General features: G+C 75.0%; 13 protein-coding genes. 7 read left to right on the plus strand and 6 right to left on the minus strand.

Translation table 11 applies throughout. The annotated features are described in order from the left end of the window. The first annotated feature begins 144 nt into the window (after positions 1 to 144). Complete coding sequence (locus SCA03_RS03985) at positions 145 to 1,374, plus strand: acyl-CoA dehydrogenase family protein (RefSeq protein WP_086817898.1); 1,230 nt, start codon at positions 145 to 147, stop codon at positions 1,372 to 1,374. Between the two features lie 120 nt (positions 1,375 to 1,494). On the opposite strand, the gene SCA03_RS03990 is transcribed toward SCA03_RS03985, so the two are convergent. Further along, complete coding sequence (locus SCA03_RS03990; protein WP_371863892.1) at positions 1,495 to 2,631, minus strand: pyridoxal-phosphate-dependent aminotransferase family protein; 1,137 nt, start codon at positions 2,629 to 2,631, stop codon at positions 1,495 to 1,497. A 224-nt stretch (positions 2,632 to 2,855) separates the two neighbouring features. Here SCA03_RS03990 and SCA03_RS03995 point away from each other — a divergent pair, with 224 nt between their 5' ends. Further along, positions 2,856 to 4,154: a DUF6986 family protein gene (locus SCA03_RS03995; RefSeq protein WP_030884709.1), complete on the plus strand. Its 1,299-nt coding sequence runs from the start codon at positions 2,856 to 2,858 to the stop codon at positions 4,152 to 4,154. 76 nt (positions 4,155 to 4,230) lie between these two features. Here the strand turns inward: SCA03_RS03995 and SCA03_RS04000 are convergent, their stop codons facing one another. Further along, the gene (locus tag SCA03_RS04000; protein WP_086817899.1) at positions 4,231 to 5,172 is read right to left on the minus strand and encodes an alpha/beta fold hydrolase; all 942 of its coding nucleotides are present in this window, start codon (positions 5,170 to 5,172) and stop codon (positions 4,231 to 4,233) included. 282 nt (positions 5,173 to 5,454) lie between these two features. Next, entirely contained in the window at positions 5,455 to 5,736 is a 282-nt protein-coding gene (locus SCA03_RS35930; protein ID WP_230988475.1) for a hypothetical protein, read from the minus strand. Positions 5,737 to 6,069: 333 nt separating this feature from the next. Here SCA03_RS35930 and SCA03_RS04010 point away from each other — a divergent pair, with 333 nt between their 5' ends. Continuing rightward, a complete protein-coding gene (locus SCA03_RS04010; RefSeq protein WP_086817900.1) occupies positions 6,070 to 7,329 on the plus strand; it encodes a sensor histidine kinase in 1,260 nt (419 codons plus the stop codon). Then, complete coding sequence (locus tag SCA03_RS04015; RefSeq protein WP_030884721.1) at positions 7,314 to 7,961, plus strand: response regulator transcription factor; 648 nt, start codon at positions 7,314 to 7,316, stop codon at positions 7,959 to 7,961. The genes SCA03_RS04010 and SCA03_RS04015 overlap by 16 nt, the downstream gene beginning before the upstream one ends. 132 nt (positions 7,962 to 8,093) lie before the next feature. On the opposite strand, the gene SCA03_RS04020 is transcribed toward SCA03_RS04015, so the two are convergent. Continuing rightward, positions 8,094 to 9,002, minus strand: a complete 909-nt coding sequence (locus SCA03_RS04020) for a CPBP family intramembrane glutamic endopeptidase (RefSeq protein ID WP_086817901.1) — start codon at positions 9,000 to 9,002, stop codon at positions 8,094 to 8,096. A gap of 213 nt (positions 9,003 to 9,215) precedes the next feature. On the opposite strand from SCA03_RS04020, the gene SCA03_RS04025 reads away from it, so the two are divergent. Then, positions 9,216 to 10,478, plus strand: coding sequence for a sensor histidine kinase (locus SCA03_RS04025; protein WP_141275203.1), 1,263 nt, complete (start codon positions 9,216 to 9,218; stop codon positions 10,476 to 10,478). After that, positions 10,475 to 11,212, plus strand: a complete 738-nt coding sequence (locus SCA03_RS04030; protein WP_030884731.1) for a response regulator transcription factor — start codon at positions 10,475 to 10,477, stop codon at positions 11,210 to 11,212. The genes SCA03_RS04025 and SCA03_RS04030 overlap by 4 nt, the downstream gene beginning before the upstream one ends. 172 nt (positions 11,213 to 11,384) lie before the next feature. Here the strand turns inward: SCA03_RS04030 and SCA03_RS37150 are convergent, their stop codons facing one another. Then, positions 11,385 to 11,675, minus strand: coding sequence for a DUF2992 family protein (locus SCA03_RS37150; RefSeq protein WP_141275204.1), 291 nt, complete (start codon positions 11,673 to 11,675; stop codon positions 11,385 to 11,387). 31 nt (positions 11,676 to 11,706) lie between these two features. Then, entirely contained in the window at positions 11,707 to 12,702 is a 996-nt protein-coding gene (locus SCA03_RS04040; protein WP_051845898.1) for a LacI family DNA-binding transcriptional regulator, read from the minus strand. Positions 12,703 to 13,045: 343 nt separating this feature from the next. On the opposite strand from SCA03_RS04040, the gene SCA03_RS04045 reads away from it, so the two are divergent. Next, positions 13,046 to 13,990, plus strand: a complete 945-nt coding sequence (locus tag SCA03_RS04045; RefSeq protein ID WP_086815956.1) for an ROK family protein — start codon at positions 13,046 to 13,048, stop codon at positions 13,988 to 13,990. Positions 13,991 to 14,409: the final 419 nt, after the last annotated feature.

The raw sequence follows: 14,409 nt of genomic DNA on the forward strand, positions 1-14,409 counted from the left end.
CCGCCGGGTGTCCTGCCGCCCCGCGAGAGGGGGTGGCCGGGGTGGCAGGAGAGGAGTTGACAGCGCTACTAGCCGGTAACAGACTGGCGACGCCGAGGGATTACCCATGGTAACGACCGGAGAGACAGGCGGAGGACCCCGACGATGGCCGACACCCAGTTCACCCTGGACCTCAACGACGACCAGAAGGAAGTACGCGACTGGGTCCACGGGTTCGCGGCCGACGTGATCCGGCCCGCCGCCGCCGAGTGGGACGAGCGCGAGGAGACCCCCTGGCCGATCATCCAGGAGGCGGCCAAGATCGGGCTGTACTCCCTGGACTTCTACGCCCAGCAGTTCTTCGATCCGACCGGCCTCGGCATCCCCGTGACGATGGAGGAACTGTTCTGGGGCGACGCGGGGATCGCGCTGTCCATCGTCGGCACCGGCCTCGCCGCCGTCGGCGTCCTGGCCAACGGCACCGAGGAGCAGATCGGCACCTGGGTACCGCAGATGTACGGCGATGTGAACGACGTCAAGGTCGCCGCCTTCTGCTCCTCCGAGCCCGACGCCGGCTCCGACGTCGCGGCCATGCGCACCCGCGCGGTCCACGACGAGGCCAAGGACGAATGGGTGCTCAGCGGCACCAAGACCTGGGCGACCAACGGCGGGATCGCCGACGTGCACGTCGTCGTCGCGGTCGTCGACCCCGAGCTGGGCTCCAAGGGCCACGCCTCCTTCATCGTCCCGCCGGGCACCCCCGGCCTCTCCCAGGGCCAGAAGTTCAAGAAGCACGGCATCCGGGCCTCGCACACCGCCGAGGTCGTGCTGGACGACGTGCGGGTGCCCGGGCACTGCCTGCTCGGCGGCAAGGAGAAGCTGGACGAGCGGCTCGCGCGGGCGCGGGAGCGGGCCAAGGGTGGCGAGCGTGTGAAGAACGCCGCCATGGCGACCTTCGAGGCGTCCCGGCCCGCCGTCGGCGCGCAGGCGGTGGGCATCGCACGCGCCGCCTACGAGGTCGCACTCGACTACGCACAGACCCGGGTGCAGTTCGGCCGGCCCATCATCGACAACCAGGGCGTGGCCTTCCAGCTCGCCGACATGCGCACCCGGGTGGACGCCGCGCGGCTGCTGGTGTGGCGGGCCTCCTGGATGGCCGCCGCCGGGCGGAAGTTCGAGTCCGCCGAGGGCTCGATGTCGAAGCTGTACGCGGGGGAGACCGCCAAGGCCGTCACCGCGCAGGCCATGCAGATCCTCGGCGGCAACGGCTACACACGCGAGTACCCGGTCGAGCGGATGCACCGTGACGCGGCGATCTACTCCGTCTTCGAGGGCACCAGCGAGATCCAGCGCCTCGTGATCGCCCGCAGCCTCTCGGACGTCCCGATCCGCTGAGCGCACGCGCACCGGACACCGCGGGTACCGCGCAGCAGCACGTGGCGCGCCCCGGAGGCCCAGGGCTTCCGGGGCGCGCGGGGTCACGGGTGGTGGCCCGGAGGCGGGCCCGCGGCGTGGCTACCGCGCGTCCTCCCAGGCGGACTCCGCCGCGGCGCGGGCTGCCTCCAGGACATCCGGGGCGTCCGGAGCGGTGGCGCGGGCGAGTGCGGCCAGGGTGTCCAGGACGGTGGGCAGGCCCGCTGCGGCGCCGTAGTGGTTGACCCGCAGGACGGGGCCGTCGGTGCCGGTCGCCGTCTGGAGGGGCAGCGAGGGATCGGCGGCCAGCAGATCGGCGGTCAGCGTGCGCGCGTCGGTGCCGTCCGGCGCGGTGAGCGTGGTGGCGGCCGGTGCCGCGTGCGCGTCCTCGACGACGTAGCAGCCGACGCCGGGCAGTCGGCGGACACCGGCGCGCAGGGCACGGGCCGTCGCGGCGTGCCGCGCGTGCGCCGCCGGGAGGCCCTCGGCCGCGATCCGGTCCAGCGCCTGCTCCAGCGCGAGCATCTCCAACTGCGCCGGTGCGTGCGGCAGTGCGGTGCGCCCCGGCTCGATCCAGCGGCTCTTCCAGTCGAGCAGCGAGAGGTACGAGCCGCGCGGGGCACGGGTGTTGGCGGCGATGCGCTCCCACGCGCGCTCGCTGACCGAGGTGACGGAGACCCCGGCGGGCCCGGCGAGCGCCTTCTGGCCGCCGATCACGCACAGGTCGATGCCCCACTCGTCGGTCAGCACCGGCTCGGCGCCGACGGAGGCCACGGCGTCGACCATGAGCAGCGCGCCGTGTGCGCGCACCAGCGGGCCGATCGCGTCGACGGGGTTGGTGTTGCCGGTGGCGGCCTCGGCGTGCACGAGCGAGACGAAGTCGATCGCGGGATGCTCCGCGAGGGCCCCGGCGATCTCGTCCGGGGTGACGGCGCGGCTGGAGGGCACGTCCAGGGTGACGACGTGCGCGCCGGTCGAGCGCAGCCAGGTGCCGAAGGTCTCGCCGTAGGGGCCGGTGATCACGTTCAGTGCCGTCGTGCCCGGGCCGGCCGCCGAGCGGATGCAGGACTCCAGCGGCAGCAGTGCCTCGCCCTGCATCGTGACCACGTCGCCGGTGGTGTGCAGGACGGCCGCGGCCTTGTCCTCGACGGCGGCGAAGCGGGCCGCGTCCATGGCGGGCAGGTCCAGCAGCCAGGGGAGCCGGCGGGAGTCGGGCGTGGGTTCGTGTTGCGCAGTCACGGTCGCCTTCCAGCACGAAGAGCCGCCTTGGGCCACGGCTCCGGTTACCCGCCCGACTCTACGACTTGCTGGGCCGCCCGCCCGTACCGGCTCCGCGCCCGCGCACCAGGTCGCTACCGGGTCGCCGCCGGAGGCGGACCCTTGACCGGGGGAGCGGCGGACCTTAGCGTCACCGGCGGTGCTTCAACAAACTGTTGAGGCTCGGATCGGCAGAAGGAGCGCAGATGACGCAGGGCGGGACGGTCAGCACCACCTTCGGCACCTCGGTGAGCAAGGACATCGGTGCCCAACTCGCCGACGTGGACGCCGAGCTGGCCCGGCGGTACCCGGGCGACCCGGGCACCCGCCAGCCGGTGCACACCGTCTACGTCCCCGCCGACGCCGTCACCCGGACCACCGTCCAGGAGTGGGGCGAGCAGGCCCTCGAACTGCTCGACGCGCACGCTCCCGACGCACCGGCGCTGGCCCGCGTCCTCGGCATCGACGAGGAGCTGGCCGGGCCGGTGTACGAGCGGATACGGGCCAAGCTGGGCACCGAGCCCGTCGAGGACCTGCGCATCGACTTCGAGGACGGCTACGGCCCCCGGCCCGACGCCGAGGAGGACGCGGCGGCGGCTCGCGCCGCCGAGCTGGTCTCCGCCGCGTTCGCCGCGCGCGCCGCCGGCCGCGGACCGGCCGCCCCCGCCTACGCCGGCATCCGGATGAAGTGCATGGAAGCCGATGTGCGCGAGCGCGGCATCCGCACGCTCGACATCTTCCTCACCGGGCTCATGGAGGCCGGCGGGCTGCCCGACGGGCTCGTGCTCACCCTGCCCAAGGTCACCTACCCCGAGCAGGTCACCGCGATGGTGCGGCTGTGCGAGGAGTTCGAGAAGGCGCGGGGACTGGCGGCCGGCCGCATCGGCTTCGAGATCCAGATCGAGACCGCGCAGTCGATCGTCGGGCCCGACGGCCGGGCCACCGTCGCGCGCATGATCGACGCCGCCGGCGGCCGGGCCACCTCGCTGCACTACGGCACCTTCGACTACAGCGCGGCCTGCGGCGTCAGCGCCGCCTACCAGGCCATGGACCACCCCGCCGCCGACCACGCCAAGGCCGTCATGCAGGCCGCCGCGGCCGGTACCGGCGTGCGGCTCTCGGACGGCTCGACCAACGTCCTGCCGGTCGGCGACCGCGAACAGGTGCACGCCGCCTGGCAGTTGCACCACGGGCTGGTGCGCCGCTCGCTGACCCGCGCCTACTACCAGGGCTGGGACATGCACCCCGGCCACCTGCCCACGCGGTACGCGGCCGTCTACGCCTTCCACCGCGAGGGCTTCGCCCGGGCCGGGGAGCGGCTCGCCGCCTACGTCGCACGCTCCGGCGGGGACGTCATGGACGAGCCCGCCACAGCCCGGGCGCTCAGCACCTATCTGCTGCGCGGACTCGACTGCGGAGCGCTCACGTCCGACGAGGTCGAGAAGGCCGCCGGCATGGACCGGGCGGCCCTCGCCGGGCTGGCGGGGCGCCCGTCCGCCGGCTGACGGCGACCCCGGCACACCGGCGGCGGCCCCGGGCTCTCCCGGACGCCGCCGGTCGCACGGGCCGTTCCGGGCGCCCTCAGCCGGCGCTCCGTTCCGCGTCCGCGACCCGGGCGGTGACGCGGTGGACAGCCTCGACGGCGACGTCCGGCTCCTCCAGGTAGATGTAGTGCCCGCTGTGCTCGGCCGTGCTTCCCCTGCTCTCGGTGGACAGGGCCCGCCACTTGTGCTGGCCGCGGGTCCACGACCGCTCCAGCGCGGGCCCGTACTCGGGAACGGCCGCGAGATACGGCTTGCCGTGCTTGACGACCTCCACCGGGATGTCGCCCGCCGAGCGGACCTTGCCGTCCGGGATCCGCAGCTTCTCCGGGTTCTTCCCCCGGAAGATCGCGAGGTTCTGCTCGCGCAGCTGCCCCGCCTCGCCGCCGGCCGACTCGGGGATGGCCTGGGCGATGTCGGCCGTGTTCGTCGGCGAGGTCGCGTCCAGCAGCACGAGCCCCTTGACCTTGTCCCGGTGGTCGGGGGCGTACCGGGCGGCGATGATCCCGCCCAGGGAGTGGCCGGCCAGGACGACGGGCCGGTCCCCGGCGACCCGCTTCAGCACCCCGGTGAGGATCTGGCCGGTGCTCTCGAAGGTCTGCGGGCCGGACGGCTTGTCGCTGGCGCCCTGGCCGAGCCGGTCGTAGGAGCAGACCCGGTTCTTGTTGCCCAGCGTCTTCTGGAACGCGGCCATCTTCCCCAGATGGTCGCCGCCGCCGGACAGCAGGACGACCACGGGCGCGCCGGGCCCCTCGTCCCGGCCCGAGCAGGAGACGTGCACCGAGTGGCCGGAGACGTCGATCTTCCGGGTGCCGGTCAACAGGCCGCCGTCCGGCCGCTTTTCGGCGGACGAGGCGCTGTGCCCGGCCGCCGGCTTCCCCTCCGCCTTCGAGGCGTCCTCACAACCCACCAGCCCCGCACCGGCCGCCGCCGTGCAGCAGCACAGCGCGACCGTGGAGAATGCCCTGCCCTTGCGCGTCATCTTGCCCTCTCGGTAAACGAATCGACGGGGGATCGGTGGAACGCGCGCCGGTGCGACGGAGAACGGCACCGCGTACCACGGAACGGCACACGGGCACCGGCCCGTTGCCCCGCGGGCCGGTGCTCCCCGGCCGCCGCGGCTGCGCCGTACGCTACGGATCCGGCGCCCCGCGATCGTCACCCCGCGGTGGACATCTGCGCGTAGCTCCCACGGGGGACAGGCCCGGCGCCGGCTGCCCGTGCGCCGTCCCGCGAGGGCCGCGGGCGCACAACCCGCCCCCGGTCAGGGCCGCTTGGGGAAGGCGGCGCGCAGCGCGGAGCCGCGGGTGAGGAAGGCGACGCGGACGACGGGCAGGACACAGACGGTCTGCGCGACGGCGTACCACGGCGGACAGACGCCGGGGACCGCGTCGACGCCGATGATCGCGACCGGCATGACGACGGCGAGCGCACCGAGGCGTTCGAAGGCCCGGCGGGACCCCCGGGAGGCGGACACGGTCAGCCGGTGGACCAGCACGGCGACCACCGGCAGCAGGACGGCCCGGACCCACATGAACGTGTTCACCGGGTGTCCGCCGCCCGCCGCCACGGCGACCGCCACGAGGAACGGCCCCGCTGAGCGCTCCGTACAGCAGGACGCTGTTCCTCGCCCTGCCGAACGCCGCCTGCGCACCGGGGACTTCGTGGGGTGCCGCTCCGGCCGTGTGAGGTGTGTGGGTTTCCATGCCCGAGACGCTAGGAACCGCGCGGCGCCCCCGGTATGCGCCTGGACGCACGACGGGGTGGGTCTGCACCCACTCCCGGGCCGACCAGGCAGGAAGCGGCTTCGGTGCGGTGCACAGTGGGAGCGCCGGACGGAGACGGACGGCACGAGGCAGGAAGAGGAGAGGGAGGGAGCATGAGGCAGTCGGATCGGTGGCCGGTGCGCGTCGCCGTGGGGTTCGCGCGGGCGTGCGCCGTGGCGGCCGTCGGCATGCTGACCCCGGCCGTGTGGGCGGCGGCCGTGGCCTGGGGCGTGTGGTGGGGGCCGGGAAACCCGTGGTCGTGGGTGGGGCCGGTGCTGCTGGTCGGTGCGGGCACGCTCGCCCTGTCCCGCCCGGTGTGCCGGATCGTCCGCCGGCTCGTCGCCCGGTGGACGGGCACCGTCGTCCCCGCCGGGTACCGCCGGGCCGGGCCGGTGACGCAGATGTCCACCGGCTACTGGTGGAACGGCTCCGGCTACGCACGCACCCGCCGCGACGCCCTGCTGGACCAGAAGTGGCGGGTCCGCTGGGCCGACCCCGCCGTCCGGCGCGATCTGCGCTTCACCCTGATCCTGCCGTTCACCGCCGGCCCGGTCGCCGCGCTCCCGCCCGCCGGGGTGGCCGCCGCGGTCGTCGGGCTCGGCGGGCCGGGGCCCGCCTCCCGGCTCGCCGGGGCGCTCGGCCTGGTCGCGGCCGTCGCCGTCGCCCCGTACGCCTGGCGGCCCCTCGCGCCGGTGGCCCGCCGCTTTCTGCGCCCGTCGGCCGCGATGGCGCTGGCGGACCGGGTGGACGAACTGACCGCACAGCGCGCGGACACCACGGTCGCGCAGGCCGCCGAGATCCGCCGCATCGAGCGGGATCTGCACGACGGGGCGCAGGCCCGTCTCGTCTCGCTCGGGCTCTCCCTGGCGACGGCGGAGAAGCTGATGGAGACCGACCCCGGGCGGGCCAGGGCGCTGCTGCGGGACGCACGGGCCGGCGCCGCCGGCTCGCTGGCCGAACTGCGGGAACTGGTACGGGGGATCAGCCCGCCGGTGCTGAACGAGCGGGGACTCGTCGACGCGGTCCGCGCCCTGGGGCTGGACGTCCCGCTCGCCGTGACCGTCGACGCCGACACCTCGCCGCGCCTGGAGGCGCCGATCGAGTCGGCGCTCTACTTCGGCGTCGCCGAGCTGCTGACCAACACGGTCAAGCACGCCCGCGCCACCCGCGCCCACGTCACCCTCGCCCGGGACGCCGCCGGCGTCGTCATCGAGGTCGAGGACGACGGCCGGGGCGGCGCCGACGACCGGCCCGGCGGCGGACTCGACGGACTCCGTCGCCGGCTGGCCGTCTTCGACGGCGTCCTCACGATCACCAGTCCGCCGGGCGGTCCGACCCGTGTGAGGATGGCGGTGCCATGCGAATCGTCGTAGCCGAAGACCTCTACCTGCTCCGCGACGGAATGGTCCGTCTGATCGAGGCGTACGGACACCAGGTGGTGGCGACCGCGTCCACCGGGCCCGAGACCCTCGAAGCACTGCGCACCTGGCGCCCGGACGTGTCCGTCATCGACGTCCGTATGCCACCGGACCAGTCCGACGAGGGCCTGCGGGCGGCGCTCGCGGCCCGCGCCGAAATGCCCGGAACGCCGGTCCTCATCCTCTCCCAGCACGTCGAACAGCTCTACGCCCGCGAACTGTTGGCCGACGGCTCCGGCGGCGTCGGCTACCTCCTCAAGGAGAGCGTGTTCGACGCCGAGCAGTTCCTCGCCGCCCTGGAGCGCGTCGCGGAGGGCGGCACCGCCATGGATCCGGCCGTCATCGCGAAACTCCTGGCCGGCAGCGCGCCGAACCGGGGGCTGGAGCGGCTCACCGACCGCGAGCACTCCGTGCTGGCCCTCATGGCCGAGGGGCTGTCCAACCAGGCCATCAGCCGGCGCCTCTTCCTCAGCGAGAGCGCCGTCAGCAAGTACACGACCTCGCTGTTCGGCAAGCTCGGCATCACCGACGACGAGGACACCAACCGCCGCGTCCGCGCCGTCCTCGCCTACTTCAACAGGACCTGAACCGCTGCTTCCCAGGGCTTGAACCGGTACTCCCACAGGACCCGAACCGGCCCGGACCGGCCGGGGGACGGACCCGCCCCCCGCCCGCGCCGCCGAGCGTTCCGGGAGCCGTCCGGCCGCAAGGGAGCCACCTCAGCCGCGGTCGTGCACCGCGCCCGCGCCCAGGCCCTTGCCCGTGCTCAGTGCGCGCGTCGCCACGAGCCAGAGGCAGACCGCGGCCATCGGCACCGTGGAGAGCGCCGTGAGCCGGGCGGCGCCCAGCCCGGCCTCGCCCTCCAGGTACTCCCCGAGGACGACGAACAGCACCATGTTGTTGCCCGCGTGCGCCAGACCGGCCACCCAGACGGTGCCGCTGCGCTTGTACAGCCACAGCAGGATCACCTCCTGGAGCTGGAACGAGACCGTCCATATCAGCAGCCCCAGGCCCACATCCGCGTACTCGACGTAGCCGATGAAGGCCAGCGGGAAGTGCCACACCGCCCAGATCAACCCCGTCCCGACGGTGGAGGGCAGGAGCGCGCCGCCGCACAGACGAGGCCGCAGATAGCCGGTCCAGCCCAACTCCTCACCCAGATAGACCGGCGTGAGCACCAGCGCGACCAGCATCAGCCCGAGCAGGGACAGCAGTTCGCCGGGACCGGGCAGGAGCCCGCCCGGCCCGGAGAAGCGCGGGTGCCACATGCCCAGCGCGGCAGCCGTCGCCAACGTGCCGCAGGCGAGCAGGGGCGGGCCGAACCAGGCGACCACGTAGGAGCGCCAGGCCGTCCGCAGCCGCGGCCGCAGTCCCGCGTCGGCGAAGCCCTCCCGGGTGACCCAGCGGCGTGCGGCGAAGGCCGCGATCCCGGGCATGCAGAACGCCGGGAGCTGCAACAGCGGGTGCAGCGGGGAGAGTCCGAGCACGGCCGTGGCGAAGAACAGCCACAGCCAGGTGCCGCCGAAGGACAGCGCGAGGAAGACGGCCGTGCCCTTGCGCCTCGTCGCCCGGACGTCGGGGACGGGCGGGCCGCCGTGCGGGGCCGGGACGTGCACGGGGTACGTCATGGTGCGGTTCCTCCTGCGGATGCGGTGTGCCGGTCGGACCTGCCGGCCCCCGTCCGCCGTGGCGGCTTCGGGAGCGGGGCGCGGACCACCGTGGCGGCCGGGGCGGGGAAACGCCTCACCGGTCGGAGCGGGCGAGGGGTGGCTCCTTGCGGTGAGGCGCCGCTGGCTCTTCCGGGGGAGGTGCACCTGTGGCGCCGCCTCTACAGTGCCGCCATGCGCAACGTGATCGCTCCGGCCCTGAGCCGGTCCTCGTGCCGAGGCTGGGTCCTCGCCTGTGCGGGCGCCGCGGCGGCCTTGCCCCCGCTCGCCGTCGCGGTCGTCGCCACCGCGGCCGTACGGGGCCCCGAAACGGCGGCACCGCTCGTCGCGGGCCTTCTTCTGCTGGGCTTCGTGTCGGCGGTCGTCCTCATGGCGCTGCCCCGCCCGGTCCGGCGCGGCAGCGTGGCGCTGGCCCGGGCGCTGCTGGACGCCCGGCTCCCGGCGCCCGTGGACCGTCCGCGCATGCCCTGGGGCGACCGGCTGCGCACGGCCGGGTGGATGCTGGCGCACACCGTCGTCGGGAGCGTGCTGCTGTGCGCCACAGGGCTCGGCCTCTTCGCGGCGTTCGCCTTCCCCGGTATCTGGCTCTCCGACGGCGGCCGGATCGCCCTCGGTTGGTTCACTCTCGCCGCGCCGCACGGCTGGCGGGGCGCGTGGACGCTGCTGCTGGGCGCCGGCTGTCTGCTGGCGGTCGGTTACCTGACGGCCGGCGCCACCCTCGTGCTGCGCCGTCTCGCCACGCGGCTGCTGGGCCACAGTCCGGCGGAACGGCTCGCCGCGGCGGAGGAACGCACACGGCGCCTGGAGCACCGCAACCGGCTCGCGCAGGATCTGCACGACTCCATCGGGCACACCCTGACGGCCTCCACCATCCAGGCGGCGGTGGGACGTGAGCTGATCGACCGCGACCCGGAGGCGGCCAAGCGCGCGCTCAGCAACATCGAGGGCTCGACCCGTGCCGCCATGGACGACCTCGACCACGTCGTCGGCGCCCTGCGGGACGAGCGGGCCCCCACCCGGCCGCAGCCCACCCTCGCCGCACTCGGCACGCTGACCGCGCAGGCCGAGCGCGCCGGCGCGCAGTTGACCGCCCGGGTGGAGGGCGATCTGACGCGGCTGCCCGCCGCCACGTCACGGGAGGCGTACCGGATCCTCCAGGAGGCCCTCACCAACGCGCTGCGGCACGGCGACCGTTCCGCGCTGCGCCTGAGCGTGACGGCCTCGGCGGACCGGCTGTGTCTGGAGCTGACCAACCCGCTGCCGGGCAAGCCCCTCGCCTCCGCCGAGCGGCCGGACGCGGAACGCGTCGGGCACGGGCTGGCCGGCATCGGCGAGCGGGTCGAACTGCTGGGCGGGGAGCTGTCGGCCGGGCCGGCACCGGACGGCCGGTGGCGGCTGTCCGTCGCGCTGCCGCTGCCGTCGGCGGCAGCGGCATGACGGCCCCCTGCGGTGCGCCGGACGGGGCGGGCACACCGGACGGGGCGGCGGTGTCCGTACTCGTCGTGGACGACGAGGAGTTGACGCGGGCGGGACTGCGCACCCTGCTGTCGGCCCGCCCCGGCATCGAGGTGGTGGGGGAGGCGGCCGACGGCGCGGACGTCGTGCCGCTGGCGGGGCGGCTGCGGCCCGATGTCGTGCTGATGGACGTCCGTATGCCGCGGCTGGACGGCATCGAGGCGACGCGGCGGCTGCGTGCCGAGGTCGCCGAGCCGCCGAAGGTCGTCGTCATCACCACCTTCGAGAACGACGAGTACGTGTGGGACGCGCTGCTGGCCGGTGCCGCGGGCTTCATCCGCAAGCGCGCCCCCTCGACCCGGATCGCGGAGACCATCCGCACGGTGGCCACCGGCGACGCGCTGGTCTTCCCGGAGACCCTGCGCCGCCTCGCGGTCCGTCGCCCGCCCCTCGCCCCCGCACGCCGGGACCGCCCCCTCCTCGGCACCGCGCTCACCCGACGGGAAGGAGACACCCTGCGCCTGATGGCGGAGGGCCTCTCCAACCAGCAGATCTCCCGACGGCTCACGGTCGGCGTCGAGACCGTGAAGACCCACGTCGCCAACATCCTCGCCAAACTGCACGCCGACAACCGCACCCACGCGGTGGTGGTCGCCTACGAACACGGCCTCCTGCATCCCGCACCGGGCACGGACGCCGAACAGGAGGCGTGGTGAGCCGCGTCGGAGGCGTGTTCCGTACGTCCCTCTGTTCCGGGTGTGCTCCCGGACGACGACCCGCCGCGGTGCGTCCCGACCGTCCGCGGCCCGCGTCCCCCGTCGGCGGCAGCGGCCCGCTCAACTCCCGCTCGTCGTCCGCCGGTTCACCGGTGGGGCGGGCCGCCGGCGGTCAGCGCCTGCAATGCGGGGCCCTGGCCTTCGCCCTGGCGAGAGCGCGGCGCTGTGCGGCTTCCGCGGCCCTGCGGCGCTTCGCGGCGGCCGCGTTCTCGTGGCCGGCCTGCCCGTGCGCGGCCCGGAGCGCCTCGGCGGCGGCCGGGCCGGCGGGCCGCCGCGCCTGCTCCCGAGCCGCCGGCCGGGCCGGCCGCTCGGGGCTGACGGAGGTCGTCGCCGGCCGCGCCCCGTCGGGCACCGCGGATGCGGCCGGGCCGCGGTCCGGCAACGCGTCGGAACCGCGGCGCACGAAGGCCGGCGGTTCCGCGTTGCCTCCTCGGCTAGAGCCGGGGCGGGAGTTCGCCCGAGCCGCGGGGGACGAGGCGGGTGGGGCGGGTGAGGCGGCGTGGCGGGTCCTCGGCGCCGTCCAGCCGGCGGAAGAGTAGTTCGGCGGCGTTGCGGCCGAGGTCGGCCGGGTCCTGTGCGACGACGGTGACCGGCGGTGCGAGCAGATCGGCCAGCTCGAAGTCGTCGAACCCGACGAGCGCCACCCCGCTTCCCGCGCGCGCGGGCGCCGCCAACTCCCGTACCAGCGTGACCGTGACACGGTTGTTGCCGGAGAAGAAGGCGGTCACCGGCTCGGCCGCGTCCAGCATCCGCGCGGCGTCGGCGGCCACCCGGGCCGCGTCGGTGCTGCCGGGCGCCACCCAGGAGTCCGCGGGCTCCAGCCCGGCCTCGGCCATCGCCGCACGGTAGCCGCGCAGCCGCTCGTCGGCGGTGTGGATGCCGGGCTGGTCACCGATGAAGCCGATGCGCCGGTGCCCGTGCGCGATCAGATGGGCGACGCCGGTCCGTGCTCCGGCGAAGCTGTCCGAGAGCACCACGTCGGCGTCGATACGCCCCGGGGGCCGGTCCACGAAGACGGTGGCGACGCCGGCGTCGATCTCCGGGGCGAGATAGCGGTGGTCGTCGCTGGCCGGGATGATGACGAGCCCGTCCACACGCCGCGCACACAGGGCGAGCACCAACTCCTGCTCCCGCTCCGGGTCCTCCGCGCTGGAGCCGTTGATCAGCAGCGCCCCGTGGGCCCGTGCGACCTCCTCCACCGCGCGGCTGAGCGGTGAGTAGAAGGGGTCGGCCAGATCCTCCAGGACGAGGCCGATGCTGGACGTGCTGCCCTTGCGCAGGACGCGGGCGCTGTCGTTGCGCCGGAAACCGAGCGCGGTGATCGCTTCCTTGACCCGGCGCTCGGTGTCGCTGGAGACCCCGGCCTCGCCGTTGACGACCCGCGAGACCGTCTTGAGGCCGACGCCGGCCCGGGCCGCCACGTCCTTCATCGTCGGCCGCCCCGCATGGCGGCGGCGTCCGGCGGGCTGAGCTGCTGCGGAGCGTACGGTCTCGGCCACGGGGCTCCTGTTCCGGTGGGACGGCTCGGGCGGACGGAAGCGCGCGGGGAGACGGGTGCGGAGGCGGTCGCCCACCGGCCGTCGTGCGCCGTCCGTCGCGGTCCGGACCCCGGAGCGGCAGGGGCGTTCCGCCGCGTGGGGGACCGGGCACCGAGCAGCATAGTCGGAACGCGGGCGGGACTGGACAACGTTGTCAGAACTGGCCACACTTGTCCGGCCCACCCCGCGCACCGTGCGGGTCGTCCGTCCACCGCACGCGCAGGAGTCGCTGCTGATGCACCAGGATCTCGTCGTCGCGCTCGACATCGGAGGCACCAAGATCGCCGGCGCCCTGGTGGACAGCGCCGGCCGGCTGCTCGTCCGCGCCCAGCGGCCCACCTTCGCGCAGGAGAGCGCCGCCAAGGTGGACTCCTCGCTCCTGGAGGTGCTCGACGAGCTGCGGGCCGCCCCCGAGTGGCAGCGGGCCCGCGCCCTGGGGATCGGCAGCGCGGGCCCCGTGGACGCCAAGGCGGGCACGGTCTCCCCGGTCAACATCCCCGTCTGGCGCGACCATCCGCTGGTGGCGACGGTGCGTGAGCGGGTCGACGGGATGCCCGTCTCGCTGATCGGCGACGGCCCCGCGATCGCCGCCGCCGAACACTGGCAGGGCGCGGCCCAGGGAAGGACGGCCGCGCTCTGCATGGTCGTCTCTACCGGGGTCGGCGGCGGACTCGTCCTGGACGGCACCCTGCACCCGGGCCCCACCGGGAACGCCGGGCACATCGGCCACATCAGCGTCGACATGAACGGCGAGCGCTGCCCCTGCGGCGGTCACGGCTGCGTCGAACGGATCGCCAGCGGCACCAACATCGCCCGCTACGCGCGGGAGACCGGCTGGCGGCCCGGGCCGGACGGGGACGCCACGGCGGCCGGTGTGGCGGCGGCAGCGCGGGCCGGCGACCCGCTCGCGCGCGCCGCCTACGGCCGGGCCGCGCGCGCCCTCGCCGCGGCCATCGCGGCCACCGCCACGCTCGTCGAGATCGACATCGCCGTCATCGGCGGCGGCGTCGCACGCGCCGGCGAGGTGCTGTTCGACCCGCTGCGGGTGGAGCTGGACCGCTACGCCACGCTCTCCTTCGTCCAGGGCCTGGAGCTGGCCCCGGCCCGGACGGGCACCGACGCGGGACTGATCGGCGCCGCCGCTGCCGCCTGGAAACTGCTGGGCGAACCCGTGGCCTGAGCCGCCGCCCGGGACATCCGCCGGGAGCGAGCCTTCCTCCCGTGGCGGCCCTCGGCCTGCGTCCGGACTGTGCCCTGGCCCTCGCCCGGGCCGTGCCCTGCCTTCACCCGGGCCGTTTCCCGGTCTTCGCCCGTGCCGCGCCCTGGTTCTCGCCCCGGGGCCGCCCCGGCCTTCATCCGGACTGTCTCCCGGGCTTCGTCCCCGGTCGTGTCCTGGCCTTCACCCGGACTGTCTCCCGGCTCCCCGCCCGGGCACGCCTCGGCTTCACACGGGGGCGGGTCTTCCGGCGACCCGCGGCCTTCCGGCGCTCAGGGCGCGCTCCGCGCCCGGTGTCGCGTCCCGCGCAGGTGTAGGCGCCCGCGTCGCTGGACACCCGTCGTCGGACTGCGGGCGGGAGAGACGGCCCGCATCCTGGGAAC

The organism is Streptomyces cacaoi, from assembly GCF_006539165.1.
In the GTDB taxonomy this organism is placed as follows: domain Bacteria; phylum Actinomycetota; class Actinomycetes; order Streptomycetales; family Streptomycetaceae; genus Streptomyces; species Streptomyces cacaoi.

What these genes read in the sequence shown, in the direction of transcription:
- SCA03_RS04015 (WP_030884721.1), top strand. Translation starts at nt 7,314, where the DNA reads ATGCGAATCGTCGTAGCCGAAGACCTCTACCTGCTCCGCGACGGAATG.
- SCA03_RS04045 (WP_086815956.1), top strand. Translation starts at nt 13,046, where the DNA reads ATGCACCAGGATCTCGTCGTCGCGCTCGACATCGGAGGCACCAAGATC.
- SCA03_RS04030 (WP_030884731.1), top strand. Translation starts at nt 10,475, where the DNA reads ATGACGGCCCCCTGCGGTGCGCCGGACGGGGCGGGCACACCGGACGGG.
- SCA03_RS04025 (WP_141275203.1), top strand. Translation starts at nt 9,216, where the DNA reads ATGCGCAACGTGATCGCTCCGGCCCTGAGCCGGTCCTCGTGCCGAGGC.
- SCA03_RS04040 (WP_051845898.1), bottom strand. Translation starts at nt 12,702, where the DNA reads ATGAAGGACGTGGCGGCCCGGGCCGGCGTCGGCCTCAAGACGGTCTCG.
- SCA03_RS03995 (WP_030884709.1), top strand. Translation starts at nt 2,856, where the DNA reads ATGACGCAGGGCGGGACGGTCAGCACCACCTTCGGCACCTCGGTGAGC.
- SCA03_RS04020 (WP_086817901.1), bottom strand. Translation starts at nt 9,002, where the DNA reads ATGACGTACCCCGTGCACGTCCCGGCCCCGCACGGCGGCCCGCCCGTC.
- SCA03_RS03985 (WP_086817898.1), top strand. Translation starts at nt 145, where the DNA reads ATGGCCGACACCCAGTTCACCCTGGACCTCAACGACGACCAGAAGGAA.
- SCA03_RS04010 (WP_086817900.1), top strand. Translation starts at nt 6,070, where the DNA reads ATGAGGCAGTCGGATCGGTGGCCGGTGCGCGTCGCCGTGGGGTTCGCG.
- SCA03_RS04000 (WP_086817899.1), bottom strand. Translation starts at nt 5,172, where the DNA reads ATGACGCGCAAGGGCAGGGCATTCTCCACGGTCGCGCTGTGCTGCTGC.